The organism is Maribacter arcticus, from assembly GCF_900167935.1.
Classification (GTDB): Bacteria; Bacteroidota; Bacteroidia; order Flavobacteriales; family Flavobacteriaceae; genus Maribacter; species Maribacter arcticus.
Genome location: NZ_FUYL01000001.1, coordinates 15,160 through 34,127 on the forward strand (window position 1 = coordinate 15,160; position 18,968 = coordinate 34,127).

An 18,968-nucleotide genomic window follows, 5' to 3' on the forward strand; every position below is an offset into this window, starting at 1 on the left:
ATTACTGGGTTCGGCCTTGTAATATGTAATCTATTAATTAGAAATGAAAGTCTTTCGTATTTTAGTAACTGTGGTTTTTGGCGTTCTAATGGTATTGTCTTGTTCTGAAAAGCAAGATTTTGACCAGCTAGATGATTTAGAAATCACTCCTACTTATGAGACAAGCGTTTTCTACGTTAAGGCTCAAGAAAGCCTTATAAATAGAGTTTCGGGACTTAGTTTTTTTACTCAAGATTTTAATTTTGATGCTTTTGAAGAACCCTTTTTTGCAGATAGGGTGCTTTCAGGTGTTATAAGTTATGAGCTTGAAAATACGACAAGTAAGCCGATAGAAATAAGTCTTGAATTTCTTGATGAAAATGAAAATATTTTAGATACCGAAGAATTCAGAATGGACGCAGCGCCTACTTCTACTCTAATGAGAGATGTTTCTTATGGCCCTACTGGTAAAAGTCTTGATATCATTAAAAATACTTCAAAAATAAGATTGGTTGCTACTAATTTAGGAGACGGTAGTAGTACTTCAACTCTTGAAAACCCTGCTATAGTACTTCGTTCTAGTGCTAAATTCACACTAGATTTAAAATGAGGTTAAGCAATTACGTACTACTTGGTAGTTTAATGCTTACTATAGGTATTTCTGCCCAGAATAAGCAAATACTCTATGATTTTAATGAGATTCCTCAATCCCTTTCATTAAACCCTGGAATGGAAACAGATTTTAAATGGTACGCCGGTGTTCCACTTTTATCAGGTGTTTCTGGCTATGTGGGTTCAAATGGAATATCTATAAATGATATTTTTGCTGATGATGGTGTAGATATTAATGTAAAAGTTAGAGAGAGGGCTTTAGATGTTTTAAAACCAAACGACGAATTTAGTTCTACCGTGCAATTGGAATATTTTAATGGAGGGTTTAGAAGTAATGACCCTAGTGTATTTTATTCGTTCGGAGGTTATTTAGAAATAGATAATATCACTTTTTGGCCTCAAGATTATGCCTATTTAATCTTTGATGGTAATGCAGACCAATTAAATAGAGAATTTGACCTGGGAGACTTAAAGTCAAGAGGTTCGATGGTAAATGTGTTTCATTTTGGAATTAATAAAAAGGTAGATAGAAATGTAACGGTAGGCGCTAGAGGAAAATTGTATTCTGGTATTATAGATTATAACTCTACCTCGAATAAAGGTTATTTGGTAAATACAGAAGGACAAAATAATAGAATTGCAACAACATTAGACGCTGATTTAATGTTGCACACTTCTGGAGTTCAAGCTTTAAATGAAGCAGGTGATTCAAATACGGCTGCAGCCCAATTTGTGAAAAGAGCTTTTTTTGGCGGTGATTTAGGTTTGGGTGTTGATATTGGGTTTACATACCATTTAAACGAAAGAACGACAATAACGGGTAGTGTTCTAGATTTAGGTTTTATATATCATAGTAATGACGCTAAAGGTTATAGCCTAAACGGAAAAGCAACCGTTGAAGGAATAGAGATTGATATTTTAGAAAATTTTGGAAGTTTAAATAGAGATTTTTGGCAAGATTTAGTAGATGAGGTTGAAGGTTTGGTTCCTTTTGAAACTGAAACTGCTAGTTATGTCACATTTAGGCCAACAAAACTATATGCATCTATTCGAAATGATTTTGGAGAGCCTGTTGATAATGGAGGTGGGCAATTAGATTGTGATTGTGCCGCAGGATCTTCCGGTGGTGGTGAACTTCGTGCAAAATATAGAAATTCAATAGGGGGTCAGTTATATATGATTAATAGACCTAGAGGTCCGCAAATTGCTCTTACGGGTTTTTATACTCGAAGGTTAGGTAATTTTGTAGCACTAAAAGGAACGTATACGGTAGATAAATTTAGTTACACGAATGTGGGCTTAGGAATGAACTTACAAGCAGGGCCTGTAAACTTTTACATAATGGCAGATAATTTGCTTTCTTATAAGAATATAGCTGCAACAAACTATGCTTCATTTCAGCTAGGAATGAATATTATATCATGGGGACGCAATAAGTAGTCTGCCTTCTTCGCTCAATTTTATTTTTTTGGCACGCTTTTTTCATATATTACCTCGAATTTAAAATTATAGAAGTTTTGAAAACTATTATCGCATTACTATTTGTTTGTATTGGTTATTCAGCATATGCTCAAACCAATTTAAATGATTATAAATACATTATCGTTCCTAAAAAGTTCAATTCATTTAAAGAAACGAACGAGTTTCAAACGAGTACGTTAATAAAATATCTCTTTAATGGAAAAGGGTTCAATGTCGTTTATGATGATGCTTTACCTAACGATTTAAATACAAATAGATGTTTGGGTCTATTGACTAGTTTGCAAGATGATAGTAATTTGTTCACTACAAAGACTATCATAGTTTTAAAAGATTGTAATGGCAATATCGTTTTTACTTCAATGGAGGGCACTAGTAAAGCAAAACAATTTAAGGCAGCGTATACTGAGTCGATAAGAGAGGCTATGCGTTCATTTAATGACTATGAGTATGCCTATAATGGAAAGAGTGAGAATAACGAAGAAGTTACCGTTAGTTTTAGAAATGATGTTAAAAAGCTTGATGAAGTTAAGGTTGATGAAATAAGTAATGTAGAATCTGCAAAAGTGAAAGAAAATGGGGGTGATTCAAAAATTGTTTCTGAAGAAGCTACAGCGACAACTCAATACTATAAAGATAATTCGCCTGTAGAATCGAACATTAAAAAAGTTGAAAAAGAAACAACAACTTTTAAGAAAGTAGAATTAAAAAAGCTGAATGTTAAAGATATTTGGTATGCCCAAGCAACCAATGTTGGCTTTCAATTGGTTGATAGTACACCTAAAGTAAGAATGAATATACTAAAGAGCTCAGTCGATAATATATTTATGGGCAAAACCGATACCAAAAACGGAATTGTATATAAGAAAGAGGGTAACTGGATTTTTGAGTACTATGAAAACGATAAATTGGTTCAAGAAGAATTGAATATAAAATTCTAAAAATCATATTTCTGTTTCCATCTATTCTTTAAGAAATCGCTTAATGCTTTTTCACGTGCGTTACTTCCGGGTTTGTAAAAAGTAGTGCCCGAAAGTTCGTCGGGTAGAAATTCTGCATCTACAAAGTTGTTTTGAAAATCGTGGGCATATTTATATTCTTGTCCGTACCCTAAGTCTTTCATTAATTTAGTTGGTGCGTTTCGTAGGGGTAATGGAACAGGTAAATTACCTGATTGCTTAACAGCCTGTTGTGCCATACCTATAGCCATATAACTTGCATTACTCTTAGCGGAAGTTGCCAAATAAATAGCACACTGGCTAAGCACTATACGTGCTTCAGGGTAACCGATAATTGTTACAGCTTGAAAAGTTGTATTTGCCATCACCAATGCCGTAGGATTTGCTAAACCTATATCCTCAGAGGCAGATATTAGCATTCTACGCGCAATAAATTTTACATCTTCTCCACCTTCTATCATTCTAGCTAACCAATAAACGGCACCATTGGGATCGCTACCTCTTATAGATTTTATAAATGCAGATATAATATCATAATGCTGTTCACCTGTTTTGTCATAGAGTACTGTGTTTTTTTGAACTTTAGAAAGCACTAATTCATTGGTGATAATTACGTTATCGCTGTCTTCAGAATTAACGACCAGTTCAAAAATATTGAGTAATTTTCTACCATCACCTCCAGACAAACGAAGTAATGCTTCGGTTTCTTTAAGTTCAATGTTTTTGGTTTGGAGCAAACGGTCTTTTTCCATTGCCCTGGTAATTAGATTTTCTAAATCTTCTTTTCCGAAAGCATTTAAAACATAAACCTGGCAACGAGATAACAATGCAGGTATGACTTCAAAACTTGGGTTTTCGGTGGTTGCACCAATTAAAGTTACCCAACCTTTTTCTACAGCGGCAAGTAACGAATCTTGTTGAGATTTACTAAACCTGTGTATCTCATCAATAAATAGTATAGGGTTTTTAGAAGTGAATAGGCCACCAGCCTGCTTCGCCTTATCAATTACTTCACGAATATCTTTAACACCGCTATTAATGGCACTAAGTACGTAAAATGGGCGTTTGCTCTCTTCTGCTATAATATTGGCTAACGTAGTTTTACCAGTTCCAGGAGGTCCCCAAAGTATGAGTGAAGGAATTATTCCTTTTTTAATTTGATGTGTTAACGAGCCTTTTTCACCTACTAAATGGTGTTGACTGATATAATCGTCTAGTGTTTTAGGGCGTACACGTTCGGCTAAAGGTTCATTCATACTACAAAAGTATGATAATCTTAAAAGAGAAGAGAATTCTTAGTTAGTCAATTGATAACTTTACAAATCATCGTGTGACAATTTGACCAATTTCAATAATTTGGTCACATAATTGTAAAATCAATTCAAAGGAAAGCTCATGTCAGAAATGGGACATTTTAAATTTTCAAATAAAGTCTTGGCAATTCCACTTTTGGCCATGATTATTATTTGGGCGGTGTATTGGTTAGAATTGGCTCTGGGAGTAAACTTCAATGAAATGGGTGTGATGCCAAGAACGCTATCTGGTCTTAAAGGGGTGATTTTAAGTCCATTCATACATGGGTCACTAGAGCATTTATATAATAATACTATTCCGCTAGGGATTCTACTTACTGCATTGTGGTATTTTTATAAAGATGCAGCTTGGAAAATAGTACTTTATGGAATTTTAATATCGGGTCTTCTAACATGGTTAATTGGTCGTACTTCCTATCATATCGGCGCTAGCGGACTTATTTATGTGCTTGCTAGTTTTATATTTTTCAAAGGTATTTTTAGTTCTTACTATAGACTTATTGCACTTTCTTTAATTGTGGTCTTTATTTATGGCAGCTTGCTATGGTACATCTTTCCTGTTAAGGAAGGAATTTCTTGGGAAGGGCACTTAGCTGGTTTCCTTACTGGGTTATTGTTGGCAAGTGTTGTAAAGGCGACCATTCCAAAACCTAAAAAATATGAATGGGAGAAAGAAGATTTTAAAGAAGAGGATGATTTGTTCTTAAAACATTTTGATGAAAAAGGAAATTTCAGAGAACTACCCACTATAGAGGAAGTGTCCGAAGATGATAGTTTTAAGGTAAATTATATCTACAGATCTACTGATCAAAAAAATGAGAAAGAATAATGTTTTACATACGTTGACGCACAGCTTCGTATAAAAATACGGCACAAGCTACCGATACATTCAATGATTCAATTTCACCAAGTAAAGGTAGTTTAGCACGATAATCAGAGGCTTTTAAAATAGAAGGCGTGATACCACGATCTTCAGCACCCATAACTATAGCAATTGATTCTTTGAAGGATACATCATAAACTGAATCATTTGTTTTCTCTGTTGCAGAAACTATTTTAATTCCTGAAGCCTGTAGATAGAAAACGGCATCTTTTAAGTGGTCAACCTTTGCAATCGGCACTTTATATGCAGCGCCAGCCGATGTTTTTATAGTATCAGCTGTTACAGGGGCGGCACCTTTCTTTTGTACAATAATACCGTCAACACCTGTGCATTCTGCAGTTCTGATTATTGCACCGAAATTGCGAACATCAGATAGTTGGTCTAAAAGTAAGAATAGGGCAGGACCCTCTTTTTCGTTAGCCTTTTCAACAAGTTCTTCTATGGTATGAAATGAAATAGGAGAGATGTTGGCAACAGCACCTTGGTGGTTGCTTTTTGTTAAGCGGTTTAGTTTTTCAACTGGTACATACACCATGTTGATTTCATTTTTACGCAATAAACCTTCTAATTCTTTCATAAGGTCTCCTTTAAGACCTTTTTGTAGAAATACCTTATCTATCTCTTCATTTGAATTAACAGCTTCTATAATGGCTCTTAAGCCATAAATCTGAGTGGTTTTTTGCATGGGGCAAAGGTAAATAAAAACAGCTCAACTATTGTTGAGCTGTTTTAATATTAAATGGTAAAATAATCTAATTATTTAAATAACCGAAAACCTTAATTAAGTCTTGCTCGTTTTTAATATTTAGGTCATTAACCTTTAAAAACTGTTTTAGTTCAGCTTTTTTTGAATCATCAATTAGTTTAAGCAATTGACCGTTTTTCAATTTAATTTCGTCCATTCTATTAATACCATCTTTTTGAAAGTAGTATTCTGTAAATTGTGAAAATCTACTTGGTACAGCTTTAACAAAAGAATTGGCAGCAGCTTTTCCTTCTGTATATTTCACATAACTTCTTTTGTATAAGTCATATTCTTTACCATCAATTATGGCAGTTAAATAGCCATTAACCGTGCTGTTTTTAGAAGTGGTAAAAGTTTTAAAGCTCATTTTTTTACCATTTGTAACTATATTTATTTTTTTATCTCTCGATAAACTTTGAATTTGCGCCTCTTCTGAATTAGATTTTTTGATTTCAATTTCTTCATTTAAAGCATTGTACCTATAGAAGATGTCTCCCATGTTTTCATCTCCGTAAAACATTGTAGTTGGTAAAAAGGTATCAGAAATATATGGAGATCCCTGGAATGCTGAATACATATCAGCATTCTTTTTGTTACGTTCGCTAATAGGGCCCATTAAATCATAAATTTGGCCCGTAGCCCCGCCGCCGCCGCCGGCAGACATATTAGACGAAGCTTGACCAGCATATTGAGCATACCCTGATATAGTTGTGCAAAGTATAAGAAGCACATAAATATTTTTTTTCATAAAATAAAATTTCGGGATAAACTTACTAATTATAAATTAATACGCCACTTAATGAAAGTTAATTTGATGTGAAATTATACGTCTGTAAAGAAGTATTGTTATTTGTGCAAATTAAGAGTGGCTTATTTTGAAAATCCGTAATTATCAAATCTTTAGATTCATCAGATAGATATAAACCAGCTTTGTCATAATCTATAGCCGTATAGCCATTTGTGTGATTTGACAACAATACTAAGCCAGATATGGCATCTAATCTTGGTGTTTCTACTTCAGTGCCATAAATATTACCTATAACGATGCAATCTTCAAAGCCATCTTTGTTTATGTCATAGAAGGTGGTATTCATGATAGGGAATTGTTGAGCCTCTATAGGTAAACTGCTAATGTTGAAATTACCATCGCCTAAATTTATCAATAGAATTGATTTAAAATCTGTTGCTTCTTTTTTATAAGATTTCTCTAAATTTTCACCATATATATCGTTCATTGTTGCATTAGCAAAAGAAGAGTAACTTCCAAATTTCTCTTTAATAAATGGCATTTGTTGAGATGAACATTCTCTTCCTCTAACAGGAACGTAATTTCCTTTATATTCTTTACTTAAAATAATATCGTTAGTTCCATTATTGTCAAAATCGTTGGAGTAAATCTTAAAAGGTTTCTCTGTACTAGCCTTAAATTTAATATTAAGACCAACATTACCAACTATATAATCCTTTAAGCCATCATTATTAATATCGGTCTCATTAACAGAAAACCACCAGCCTTTCTCATCTAATAAACTGCTTTTATCAAGTTCAAAAGTACCTTTGTTGTTTTTAAACAACCCTATACCAGTCCATTCGCCAACGGCAATAATATCTTCCCAGCCATCATTATCATAATCGGTAGCTAGTATGCTATTTATAATGCCAAAATTATTTAAATCGGGTGCATGTTCGGAGGTGATATCAACTAATGTTCCATCTCTATTTTCGTAAAGTACTGAAGAACTGTGTTGAGGGTATTTGTTGGGTATAGACCTATTACCAACTAAAATATCTAAGTCACCATCTTTATCAAAATCTATCACGTCTACTGATTTGCCATTTTTAGCAAATGAAACTAAGGCAGCATCTTTTGATTTGGTAAATTTTCCATGACCATTATTTAAATAAATACGATCTTGATAAAATGATGAATTCTCAGTATACTCGTTGCCGCCACTCACAACATAAATGTCGAGATCATTATCATTGTCAAAATCGAAAATAATTGATTCCATATCTTCAAAAGATTTGTCGATCTCAAAAACTTTTGGGATTTCTTTCTTGTAGCCATTTAATGTTTGAAAATATAGATATGCTGGTTGATTTGAACTTCCTCCAATAAATAAATCGACAAGCCCATCACCATTTAAATCGCCTTTAGATATAAAAGGGCCAAAAGTAGATTGCTTGTATGGGAGTAAAATTTCTGAACTAAAATCATTAAAATTGTTTTCTCTATGTGTGTAATCTAAACCTATTGATTTAGGGTTAATAGATTCGAAAACTGGAACTATTGTTTTGTTTTTATTTACTGTTCTAATAGCATTTTTAATGTTAAACTCTACCGTGGTATTCGCTGCAACATTAAATATTTGTTCTGTTTTACCATTTAGCCAAGTAATTGATACGGTATCTACTTTCAAATTTTCGCCAAGTCCAAAATGCAGCTCATTTTCTTGTGACGACATATACCCTCGAACTCTTTTTTGTTCGGCAAATTGAGATTTTCCGGCATATTTAATTTCAACATTACAATAAGGCTCCGAAGTTGCGCCTATTGTTTTGATGTTTAGATAATTTCCTTTGCTATTATCTGAAGTTAAATTTTTATAAAGAAAGGCGTTTTCATCCATATTATTAACCAAGAGGTCCAAGTCACCATCATTGTCTAAATCGCCTTGCGCTACACCATTACTATATGAAAAATCTCCTAACCCCCAAATTTTTGCTTTTTCATTAAAGGCAAGTTTACCTTCATTTTCAAATAATACGTTCTGCAGTTTTTCAGTGGGCATAGTTTCATAAAGTTCTTGCTTTAATTCTAAAGGTACATTGCGGCCAAATTTTTGTTGGGTTGCAAAAACTTTCTTTTGAAGGTCATTGTCAAGTGCATATTTTCTATATCCGTTACTTATGTAAATATCATTATCCTCATCATTGTCAAAGTCTGACATTAGAACAGACCAACTCCAATCCGTATTTGCTGTTTCTGTAAGTTGAGCGATGTTATTATATTTATTATTCCCTAGATTAAGCTGTAAGGAGTTGAACATGTATTGATAATGAAACCCTGCGGTGTTTACTAGGTAATCAAATCTTTTGGTATTCATTGAGGCCATTAACGTTTTTGCCCTTACATGATCACTTGAAGACATGTCTAAAGTAAAAATATCCTCTTTAGAATCTGAATTGATATCAGCAATATCTATACCCATTCCATAATAAGATATCTGTTGGGTATAATTTTTAATTTTTTCTGAAAATGTACCGTCTTGCTGATTAATGTATAAAGCATCTGGGATATAATAGTCACTCGTAATATACATATCTAGCCAACCATCTTTATTAATATCGCTTATACAAAGTCCTAGTCCATATATTGGATTTTGAATTCCTGAAGAAATGGTTGCGTCAACAAATTTGCCATTATCATTATTGTAAATATGAGAGCTGTTGAAATATTTTACATCTTTGTTGTTTGCTATTATTTTGTAAAAATTTATAGGGTCTACACCATAAATTTCATTTTCATTCATAACAACGCAATCTAAATCGCCATCGTTGTCGTAATCGAAAAATGCTGATTGAGTTGAAATGCCCATATCTGCTAATCCGTACTCTTCTGCTTTTTCAGTAAATGTTAAATCTTTGTTATTTATATAGAGTAGATTTTTACGGTCGTTTCTATCTTTTGGTCCTCCCTGTGATACATAAATATCTTTGTAGCCATCATTATTTATATCGACAAAGGTTATTCCGTTAGACCAATTCTTACCAATATTTATCCCTGAAGATTCTGATATATCGGTAAATTGTAAATCACCATTATTCAGATATAATTTATTGGGAACTTGATTTCCACAAAAAAAAACGTCTAATAACCCATCGTTATTTAGGTCTTCAACACCAACCCCGGCTCCGTTATAGAAATAGTCAAAACTGAAGAGATTGTCTAGTGTTGCTATATTTTCCTTTATTGTGTTGGTAAACTCCAAATGACTAATACTACTAGGTACTTTTTCAAATACCGGCAGTGGCTTTAAATCAGTAATATTTTCTTCTTTATGTAACTCTGGTTCCTTTTTCGTATTACACGAAACTAAAAGAAGGACAAAGACATATATAATATTTTTCATTTTTTGCACTTAAAATAATTTAGTAGAAATCATCATTTTGGGCCTTTAATTAATAGTTGTGCTCAAATATTATGATTACAAACCCAAAATTTCTATTTCGGAGGAATTTTTCAGGTAATTGTAACCTCTCCAATAAAAGCCAGGTGCACTAAATTTCCATACGACTTCTTTTTCACGCGTAACTTCCCAAAAACCAAAATCACCTTCTGTTATCAGAATATTTCCATTTTCTAAAGGTACAGCTCCTGAAACTTTACCTGAATAAAGATCTGGGTCTGTAAAACTCCATGTCACGGTTGGTTCATTGTTGAAATTAGGTTGTAAAGAATATGTTGATGGAAGTTCTAGTTCATAGACGGCAGATTGTTCTATGTCATTTCCATTCGAGAAAATTAAAAGTTTTCCTTTATTTTCTCCTTTTAAAATATTTGGATAGTGATTATTGTGGAATAATCGTGTGCCAGAAGTGTTTTCGTAGGTTTCAGGATTACCAAAGCGATAAATTAAATCACCCCCTTTATTGTAATTGCCTCCTAAATGGCTAGAAGCTTCTTCTGTGGTAGTACTATGATCGATTACCCAAACTTCAGAATAAAAGTTTACGCTTAACATTATAACGTCATTATCTTCATCGTATGCAATGGCGTTGGCGTGCATAATATCACCTTTAACATCTGGTAATGAAGTATCTTTTAAACTATAATTTATATCAATAAGATTCGGGTTTTCTGATACAACTCCAAAATTGTTTTTAGTTTCATCATTATCTTGTATTATATGCTCCATTGAATGCCATTCCCATACTATTGAATTGGTATTGGGGTCTATCTCGATGATAGACTCTGGGTAAATTTTTTCTTCTAAAATAAAACCTTCTGTAATAGCTGTAGTTGAGTCTATTTGTTGCCAAACCATGGCAATAACATTACCATTAGGCAAAATTTCGACGTCATGATGTGTTTCTCCATCAATAGAAGAATAATCAAATTGCCATGTAGGGGTGTTATCAGGTTCTATAAATTGAATTTTACCACCCTTCCCTCCTAAGGGTATTTTAGGTTCGTCTGCTTCTAATGAAGCAAGTAGTTTTCCATTAGGGAGCAAGTAGACGTCATTACCAATGTTATTTGTAAAAAACCATTCGTATAGAAGTTTAGCTTCTTTATTCATTAAATAGACCCGATTTGCACCGGCATCATTTACAAGAATGTAGTTGTCGTCAATTTTGGCGCTATTCAAAATCTCTACGGTTCCGATTGGTGCAAAAGTAATTTCTTCTTCTGTTAGCTTGGTAGTATCAATTTGAATACGCTCCTCGACAATAATGTCGAAATTTTCTCGTCTGGAACATGAAAAAAAACATAGCGTAAGCAACAGCAATGCGCAACTTTTTTTAATTGGAATAAAATACTGATAACTCACGATTTAGCTTTTGTCAAAAATACAAATTAATACGAATAAATATGTTACAAGGTTATTGCATAATAGGTGTGTGTTGTTTTATTGCTAATGTTATTTGTTTAACTATTATATTTTCAAGTAATTATTGTTTTCAGAATTTTTTGCGGATATAAGGATAAGGAGAATTCATTGACGTGTAACGTCAATTACTGTACTTTCTATTTTAGCCTTATTTTCTGATTTTTGTTCATTACAATCAAGGGCAAAATAAAAAGCCACCTCTTTAAAGAGGTGGCTTTTAAATGTATTAAAAGTTTTTAAACTTTTTTATTTCAATTAGTCCTTACAGAAATCTATAGTAATTGCACCAGCATCTACTCCTTGGTAGCCACCAACAATGTTTCCATTAGGTGTTAAGATTTCGAAGTCGATTTCGCCATAAGCATCTCCAGGGAAGTACCAATCAGCGGTTTGCGTTCCAGCAGGTATTGTTATCGTACCTGTTCCAGTTGAACCATCATTTGGCACACAATCTCCACTTCCTAAAAATGTTCCTGCAGCACTACCATAAGGTGAACAAAGTCCAACTTCTAATACGGTACCATCATTTAAAGTAACGGTAATACCATCACCACCGCCTCCGGTAGTTGTTTGCCATCCGTCACCGTAAGTATCAACCATGTTTATGGTCCAAACACCTGCAGTAGGTGCCTTAGGTGGGCATACTACAGTTGCAGAATATAGAAATGGTGAAGAGAAATATGAACCTGTAAGTGTTCCTGAGTTTTGAGCAAAAGAATACGTTCTGCCATCAGTTAACACTAGTTCAAAACGAACTCTAAACTGGTCACTACCATCTATCTCAGAAGCGCTTATACCAGTTGCTGCTAGTAATTCACCAAGTGAAGCAGAAAAGCTATATGTAGGTAAACCACGATCACCTGCACTAAAAGAAGATGACGGTATAGATATTAACAATGATTCAGCAACATCACCGGGTCCATTGCTAGGGTCTGCATCTTTGAAACTTACATAAGCATCTAAGGCACTTACTAAAGTACCATTTTCTTCACTTTGTATCTCAAGATCTACTGAAAATGCTCCAGTGTCAACACCGATAGGTAATTCGTCAGAAGTAACTGCTATCGTTCTTAAAATTGCACCACGTAAAGTATTTGCGGTAACTGTGTCTACTACTGCATCACCTTCATCGCATGATGTAAACATCAGCGAAGTTAAAGCGAGTACTGTAAAAACTTTATAATTTATTTTCATCATTTTAAGTTTTTTAATTAATTAATTCGCTATTGGAAATGCTGGACTAGCAGGGTTTGTATCCCAAAATACCTGAGTAGTTAGCGTTGTTCTTTGCGATAAGTTAGGGTTTGTTATAACCTCATTTTGTGGTAATAAGAAAGACCTTGGGAATGCACCTGGAGATGGCTCCCAGTTAGGTAATAAAGTGGTTGGGAAACCTGTCTTTCTGTAATAGTTGAAAGACTCACCTGCACCACCATAAAGTGCGATCCAGTATTGTTCAGCATATACATTTTCTTTGTCATCTCCTGTAGCTGCGTTGTATTCTGCTACAATACCAGAAATATAATCAGCAACTTCAGTTGTTGATGGCGCAAAAGAAGTATCAGCAGTAGAATCTAATGAACCAAAAGTTTGAACCTTTGCGATAGACTTTGTCATACCAGCTTCCATAAAAGTACCTCTTAATGCGTCACTTGATGCCATTTCTGCTCTCCAGAAATCAACCCAAGATGCTAATAGCATTGGTTCAACACCAGCACCAGCACCGCCAAGACCAAGTCCAACACCACCAAAACTGTTATCGTCGAAACGACCACCAGCAGGATACACTCCAAACGCAGTTCTTGTGAAACCATCTGGAGGTGTACCTTCATCATTTCCATGAGAACGACCCCAGTAACCATTATCAACACTACAGTACGTATAACCACCATCAATATAATGTTGTGGAGGAACAACTAGTGAACAAGCTAATGTTTCTTCATTCGGTGCTACTTCGTCACCATTGATATCAAGTGATCCTGGTGTACCGTCTACTTGACGGTAGAAATAATAACGAATACGTGGATCATTTTTTTCAAGCATGGTCTCCATGGTCCAGTTCGACTTGTAGTTATTCGCACCACTTGGTGTATAGTCAGTCGCATAAGAAGGATGACGTGTATCTGGCTGTAACTGATTAGTACCATACTTAAATTCAAGGTCATCTTCAGTACTGCTAATGAAATTGTTGCCAGCGATTACCGCATTAAAGGCAGAAACATTACTGGTTTGTTTATGAACTTTTAAACGTATAGTATTGATAACTTTCACCCATTTCGTCGTATCACCGTCATAATAGAAATCAGTAGCACCTTGCGTAGCAGGGCCACTACTTAATAATCCTTCTGCTTCAGTTAACAAACCTAATGCAACGGTATAGATTGATGCACCGTCATCTAAGTTAGGAGCAGGAAACTGTATTGGATCTAGCGCTTCAGAATAAGCTGCATTACCAATTAAATCTACCAAAATAATCAAACTATGAGCTTGCATAACTTTACCTAAGCCTACATGGAAGTTGTAATTAATATCTGATTCGTTATTAATTCTTTCCATTTCTTGTAAGTTGGCGAAAATATTACTGTACGTAGTACTCCAAACACCATTCATAGTCGCACCAGAGTAATTATTAAAATAATCTCTACCACCCATAAAATCTATTCTCGTTAATGCACCTCCCAGTCCATTAAATGTAGAAACATTGTTTCTATAACCTAACTGCATAGTATTTAGCAAAAGGTTCACATCTCCTGAAGTAAGAATATTGGGATTCTCTGTCAGGTTTAATTCAGTGGTATCACAGGAGTTCAGAAAACTACCCGCCATCACTACCACTAGCATGTATTTAATTATTTTTTTCATAATATAAGTCTTGTTTTTTAGCAATTTTTAAAATGTCATCTTAACGCTCATACCATATCTTCTAGTACTTGGTCCGTTCAAGAAGTCAAATCCTCTTCCATTACCAACACCTACACCAGCAACGTTAGGGTCAAAATTAGCTCCTTTTGGCGTATTATAGGCATCATACCATAGGTTGAAACCTTGTACCGTAAATGTTAAGCTTCCAAAAGGTGTTTTTTCTAAAAACTTCTTTGGTAAAGAATATCCTAAAGAAACTTCTTGTAAACGTAAGACAGATGCATCATATATTTTAGCTTCTGCAGGTCCGAATAACAAGTTACTGAAGTAGTAAGTTGAATTATTGATTTGAACATCGTTTGGTTGACCTGTAGTTTGGTTAACCCCTGGTAAAATATAAGTACTTAAACGATTATCAGTTTCAGTAATAAGTCCTCTACCTAATAACGTACCTATAGTGCTAGACATGATGTCACCACCTTTAGTATGATTAATTTGGAAACCTAAACTCCAGTTTTTATACGATAAACTGTTAATGAAGTTCATAACATAATCTGGAATTGCATCTCCAATAATTGGAACGTCACCGTCTAAGTTAGATTCGGTAATAACATAGTTACCAGCATCATTAGTAATTAAATCACCAGCTGCATTTCTTTGAAATGCTGTACCAACAATACTACCCAATGATTCTCCTTTAATAGCGGCATTACCACCAATAAATAGGGCAGAACTACCTGCGTAAATAATGATGTCTTGTTCTTGTTCTTCAACAAGTTCTTTATTCGCAAAGAAATTCACACTAGATTTCCAGTTGAAACCATCAGGATTTCTGAAAAAATCGATTCCTAAATCGGCTTCATACCCTTTGTTACTGATTTGACCAATGTTACTTTGTGTAAATTGAAAACCTGTTGAAGGTGATAAAGGCTCAGTAACAATTAAATCATCTGTTCTTCTATCGTAATACGTAAAATCAAGAGAAACTTTATTTTTAAAGAATTTACTTTCAAAACCAACTTCAAATTCTTTTAATAATTCTGGTTTTAAATCAGGATTTGCTTTAAAAGAACTGATGCTGTTAAGAGTAATTGGGCCAAATGCTCCACCAGATTGTTGAGTATTTTGGTCAACACCACTAACTGTAGGGTAACCGGTTGGGAAGTTTGCAGAAGTACCAAAACTAGCTCTTAATTTAAGGTAGTTAAGACCTCCTTCAGACTTCAAACCGCTAAATGCTGCAGTTGGTAGAAAAGATATACTAGCACCTGGGTATGTTAAACTTCTATTATCTTTTACAAGGTTAGAAACCCAATCCGTACGGCTACTAATGTTTAAAAATAAGAAGTTGTCATAATCGATACTTACATCACCAAAAACACCAACAATGTTTCTTTTTGATGAAAATTGTATTGGTAATTGATTTTCATAATTAAAGTGTCTTCTTACACCGAAAACGATTTGACCAGTACTTGCAACTCCAGAAAGGTCAAACTCATCTGATCTTGCATTTGCACCAACGTTAAATGTTAAACCGATTTTATCTGATAAATCATAGTTACCGTTAATAGATGCTGTATGATCCCAAATAGTGTTATTGTTATCATAAGTATTTAAGAAACCGAAGATGTCAGTATCAAATTCAACCCCACCTTTATCAGAAAACTGAGTATTTCTTTCGTTATAGAAATCAAGACCAGTTCTAAATGATGCTCCTAAATTTTCATTAATTTCATATGATAATGATGTATTGAAGTAAAAACGGTTTGTTAATTGATTAAATTTAATGTGATCACCAACCCATCTTGGGTTAATTATATCATTACCATTTCTATAATATACACTACCACCTGTAACAGGGTTTTCATAAGGAAGCCCCATTAAATCAACACTTATCGGCGTAAATAGAACAGCTCCATAAATTGAGTTTGAGCTGACACCACCATTACCTCTACTTGCAGATACTGGAGGAGTGTCATAATCAGTTCTTGAATAGTTCATGCTACCAGCAATAGTAAACTTGTTACTTAATTTTGAACGACCCCCTAATGAAAAGTTAACACGTCTCAATTGGTTACCAGGTGTAAAACCAACGTCATTTAAATGACCTAGGTTAGCATTGAAGGTAGTATTTCCATCTTGTGAACCACCAGCAAAGTTTACCGATGTATTGGTTACATTACCTGGTGCAAAGAAATCTTTAACAGAACTGTAAGGTTTCCAATCATATCGTGCGCCTTGTAATTCTGGGAAAGCCTCTCTAGTTGCTGCAATTGCAGTTGTTGAATAAGGGTGCTCTAAAGTACCATTGTCATCAATAGCTGATTGAGCGCCCCAACCTGCTGTACCAGCACGATCGAAACTTGGTCCCCAGTTACTGAAAAACCATCCGAAAGCTTGGTCAAAACCACCACCATAAGATTGTTGATAATCAGGTAGAGATGCATATTCATTTACGAAATATGAGGTGTTTACAGAGATTTCGTTCTTCTTTACACCACCAGTATTAGCTGCAGCCTTAGTAGTAACTAAGATCACACCGTTTTTACCTAAAGTACCGTAAAGTGTTGTCGCTGCCAAACCTTTAAGTACTTCAATGTTTGCAATGTTGTTTGGGTCAATATCCAAGAAACGAGAAGAACCCGTATTACCTGATAAGAAACTACCTCCACTATTTGTGTCATTACTAAAAGGAACACCATCAACAATAAATAACGCTTGGTTACTACCGCTGAAAGAACTTAAACCTCTAATAGTAACACTTGTCGCAGACCCAGACATACCACCACCGGCAGTAATTTGAACACCAGCTGCTTTACCCGCTAGTACACGAGCAACATCACCTTCCGCTCTAGACTCTAAGGCCTCTTGACCTACAGAACTAGTAGCATAACCTAATGCCTTTTTCTCACGCTTAATACCCTGAGCGGTAACTACCACTTCTTCTAGAGCTTGTGCGTCTTCAGCCATAGCAACATTTACCGTATCGCCAGCACCTACAGTTTGACGAACAGCTTTTTGTCCGATGTAAGTAAACAATAAGGTTTGGCCTTGAGCGGCTGAAATAGAATAGAGTCCATCAAAATCGGTTTGAGTACCTGTTGTTGTACCCTCGACTACAATGTTAACTCCGGGCAAAGGAAGCCCTTCTTGATCAGTAACCGTACCGGATACTGTTTTTTGTTGTGCAAAAGAAATATGCACAACTAACGCCAATAGTAGCGTTAACAATCCATTTAGTTTTGTTCTCATTTTTAATTTATTTGAATTAGCTAGGCGCAAACTTCTTAATAAAGAGTTAATAATGCAAGAGAATTTTAATAAAACTTTAAGATGTTGTTATAAAATTGTGAGTTACAGATTAAACACCGTCAGTATTTATAAGTAAATAATATAACAGCCTTAATTTTTGTGGATTTCATAATCTATCAAAAAAATGCGCTATATATAGGTATACTTCAAAAATAAATTTTAATGTACATGAAATGAATTTCACATTCAAAAGCACCTTCCTTATTATAAGGTAAAAGTAGTGGTGATTAAAAAAAATGAAAATAAATTGATCTAGGTTTGAATTATTGCAAAATATCACTACATTTGCCGACCCTTAAAGTAGGGGTAATTTTTATATATTATTATAGTATGCCAACAATATCACAATTAGTACGAATAGGAAGAGAGACGATTACTAAGAAGAGTAAATCGGCTGCTTTGGATTCGTGTCCTCAAAGAAGGGGTGTTTGTACTCGTGTTTATACTACAACGCCAAAGAAACCAAATTCAGCTATGAGAAAAGTAGCAAGGGTTAGGTTGACTAATGGTAAGGAAGTGAACGCTTACATTCCAGGAGAAGGACACAATTTACAAGAGCACTCGATAGTATTAGTAAGAGGCGGAAGAGTTAAAGATTTACCAGGAGTTAGGTATCATATTGTACGTGGTGCATTGGACACAGCAGGTGTGGCCGGTAGAACACAACGTAGATCTAAATATGGTGCAAAACGCCCTAAGAATTAATTAAACTTGTTTAAAAGGAAGTAATGAGAAAAAGACAGGCAAAGAAAAGACCACTTTTACCAGATCCAAGATTTCATGATCAGTTGGTGACACGTTTCGTTAACATGATGATGTGGGATGGTAAAAAATCAGTAGCGTTTAGCGTATTTTATGATGCAATAGACATCGTAGACGCTAAGAAAACTGATGATGAGAAAACAGCTTTAGAGTTGTGGAAAGATGCATTGAGTAATGTAATGCCTCATGTTGAAGTAAGAAGTAGAAGAGTTGGTGGAGCTACGTTTCAAATTCCGATGCAAATTAGACCAGACAGAAAAATATCTACTGCTATGAAGTGGTTGATTAGTTATGCTAGAAAGCGTAATGAAAAAGGGATGTCTCAAAAATTAGCAGGGGAGATTTTAGCAGCAGCTAAAGAAGAAGGTGCAGCGGTTAAGAAAAGAACTGATACACACAAAATGGCTGAAGCAAACAAAGCATTCTCTCACTTTAGATTTTAATCGG

14 protein-coding genes are annotated in these 18,968 nt (G+C 34.6%); 6 read left to right on the top strand and 8 right to left on the bottom strand.

The window, feature by feature from the left end; genetic code table 11:
* Window positions 1-43 precede the first annotated feature (43 nt).
* From B5X55_RS00075 to B5X55_RS00085, 3 genes are all read left to right on the top strand, one after another.
* Complete coding sequence (locus tag B5X55_RS00075; RefSeq protein ID WP_079510372.1) at window positions 44-589, top strand: hypothetical protein; 546 nt, start codon at window positions 44-46, stop codon at window positions 587-589.
* Window positions 586-2,031 (top strand): DUF5723 family protein, encoded by a 1,446-nt coding sequence (locus B5X55_RS00080; protein WP_079510373.1) that lies wholly within the window; start codon window positions 586-588, stop codon window positions 2,029-2,031. The genes B5X55_RS00075 and B5X55_RS00080 overlap by 4 nt, the downstream gene beginning before the upstream one ends.
* 77 nt (window positions 2,032-2,108) lie before the next feature.
* Window positions 2,109-3,011, top strand: coding sequence for a hypothetical protein (locus B5X55_RS00085; RefSeq protein ID WP_079510374.1), 903 nt, complete (start codon window positions 2,109-2,111; stop codon window positions 3,009-3,011).
* On the opposite strand, the gene B5X55_RS00090 is transcribed toward B5X55_RS00085, so the two are convergent.
* On the bottom strand, window positions 3,008-4,285 hold the full coding sequence (locus B5X55_RS00090; protein ID WP_079510375.1) for a replication-associated recombination protein A: 1,278 nt from the start codon (window positions 4,283-4,285) through the stop codon (window positions 3,008-3,010). The genes B5X55_RS00085 and B5X55_RS00090 overlap by 4 nt on opposite strands.
* Window positions 4,286-4,424: 139 nt before the next feature.
* On the opposite strand from B5X55_RS00090, the gene B5X55_RS00095 reads away from it, so the two are divergent.
* Window positions 4,425-5,171 carry a rhomboid family intramembrane serine protease gene (locus B5X55_RS00095; protein WP_079510376.1) on the top strand — a complete coding sequence of 249 codons (747 nt, stop codon included), beginning with the start codon at window positions 4,425-4,427 and terminating at the stop codon, window positions 5,169-5,171.
* Between the two features lie 4 nt (window positions 5,172-5,175).
* Here B5X55_RS00095 and rlmB read toward each other — a convergent pair whose 3' ends face one another.
* From rlmB to B5X55_RS00130, 7 genes are all read right to left on the bottom strand, one after another.
* Window positions 5,176-5,910, bottom strand: coding sequence for a 23S rRNA (guanosine(2251)-2'-O)-methyltransferase RlmB (gene rlmB, locus B5X55_RS00100; RefSeq protein ID WP_079510377.1), 735 nt, complete (start codon window positions 5,908-5,910; stop codon window positions 5,176-5,178).
* 67 nt (window positions 5,911-5,977) lie between these two features.
* Complete coding sequence (locus B5X55_RS00105) at window positions 5,978-6,718, bottom strand: hypothetical protein (protein WP_079510378.1); 741 nt, start codon at window positions 6,716-6,718, stop codon at window positions 5,978-5,980.
* A gap of 58 nt (window positions 6,719-6,776) precedes the next feature.
* Window positions 6,777-10,103, bottom strand: a complete 3,327-nt coding sequence (locus B5X55_RS00110) for a VCBS repeat-containing protein (protein ID WP_079510379.1) — start codon at window positions 10,101-10,103, stop codon at window positions 6,777-6,779.
* Between the two features lie 75 nt (window positions 10,104-10,178).
* Window positions 10,179-11,525: an aryl-sulfate sulfotransferase gene (locus B5X55_RS00115; protein ID WP_234999627.1), complete on the bottom strand. Its 1,347-nt coding sequence runs from the start codon at window positions 11,523-11,525 to the stop codon at window positions 10,179-10,181.
* Window positions 11,526-11,840: 315 nt separating this feature from the next.
* Entirely contained in the window at window positions 11,841-12,782 is a 942-nt protein-coding gene (locus B5X55_RS00120) for a hypothetical protein (RefSeq protein WP_143814367.1), read from the bottom strand.
* 18 nt (window positions 12,783-12,800) lie between these two features.
* Window positions 12,801-14,447 carry a SusD/RagB family nutrient-binding outer membrane lipoprotein gene (locus B5X55_RS00125; RefSeq protein WP_079510381.1) on the bottom strand — a complete coding sequence of 549 codons (1,647 nt, stop codon included), beginning with the start codon at window positions 14,445-14,447 and terminating at the stop codon, window positions 12,801-12,803.
* Between the two features lie 27 nt (window positions 14,448-14,474).
* Entirely contained in the window at window positions 14,475-17,699 is a 3,225-nt protein-coding gene (locus B5X55_RS00130; RefSeq protein WP_079510382.1) for a SusC/RagA family TonB-linked outer membrane protein, read from the bottom strand.
* Window positions 17,700-18,089: 390 nt separating this feature from the next.
* Between B5X55_RS00130 and rpsL the strand changes: the two genes are divergently transcribed.
* On the top strand, window positions 18,090-18,464 hold the full coding sequence (rpsL, locus tag B5X55_RS00135) for a 30S ribosomal protein S12 (RefSeq protein ID WP_027064832.1): 375 nt from the start codon (window positions 18,090-18,092) through the stop codon (window positions 18,462-18,464).
* 23 nt (window positions 18,465-18,487) lie between these two features.
* Entirely contained in the window at window positions 18,488-18,964 is a 477-nt protein-coding gene (gene rpsG / locus B5X55_RS00140; protein ID WP_079510383.1) for a 30S ribosomal protein S7, read from the top strand.
* Window positions 18,965-18,968 lie beyond the last annotated feature (4 nt).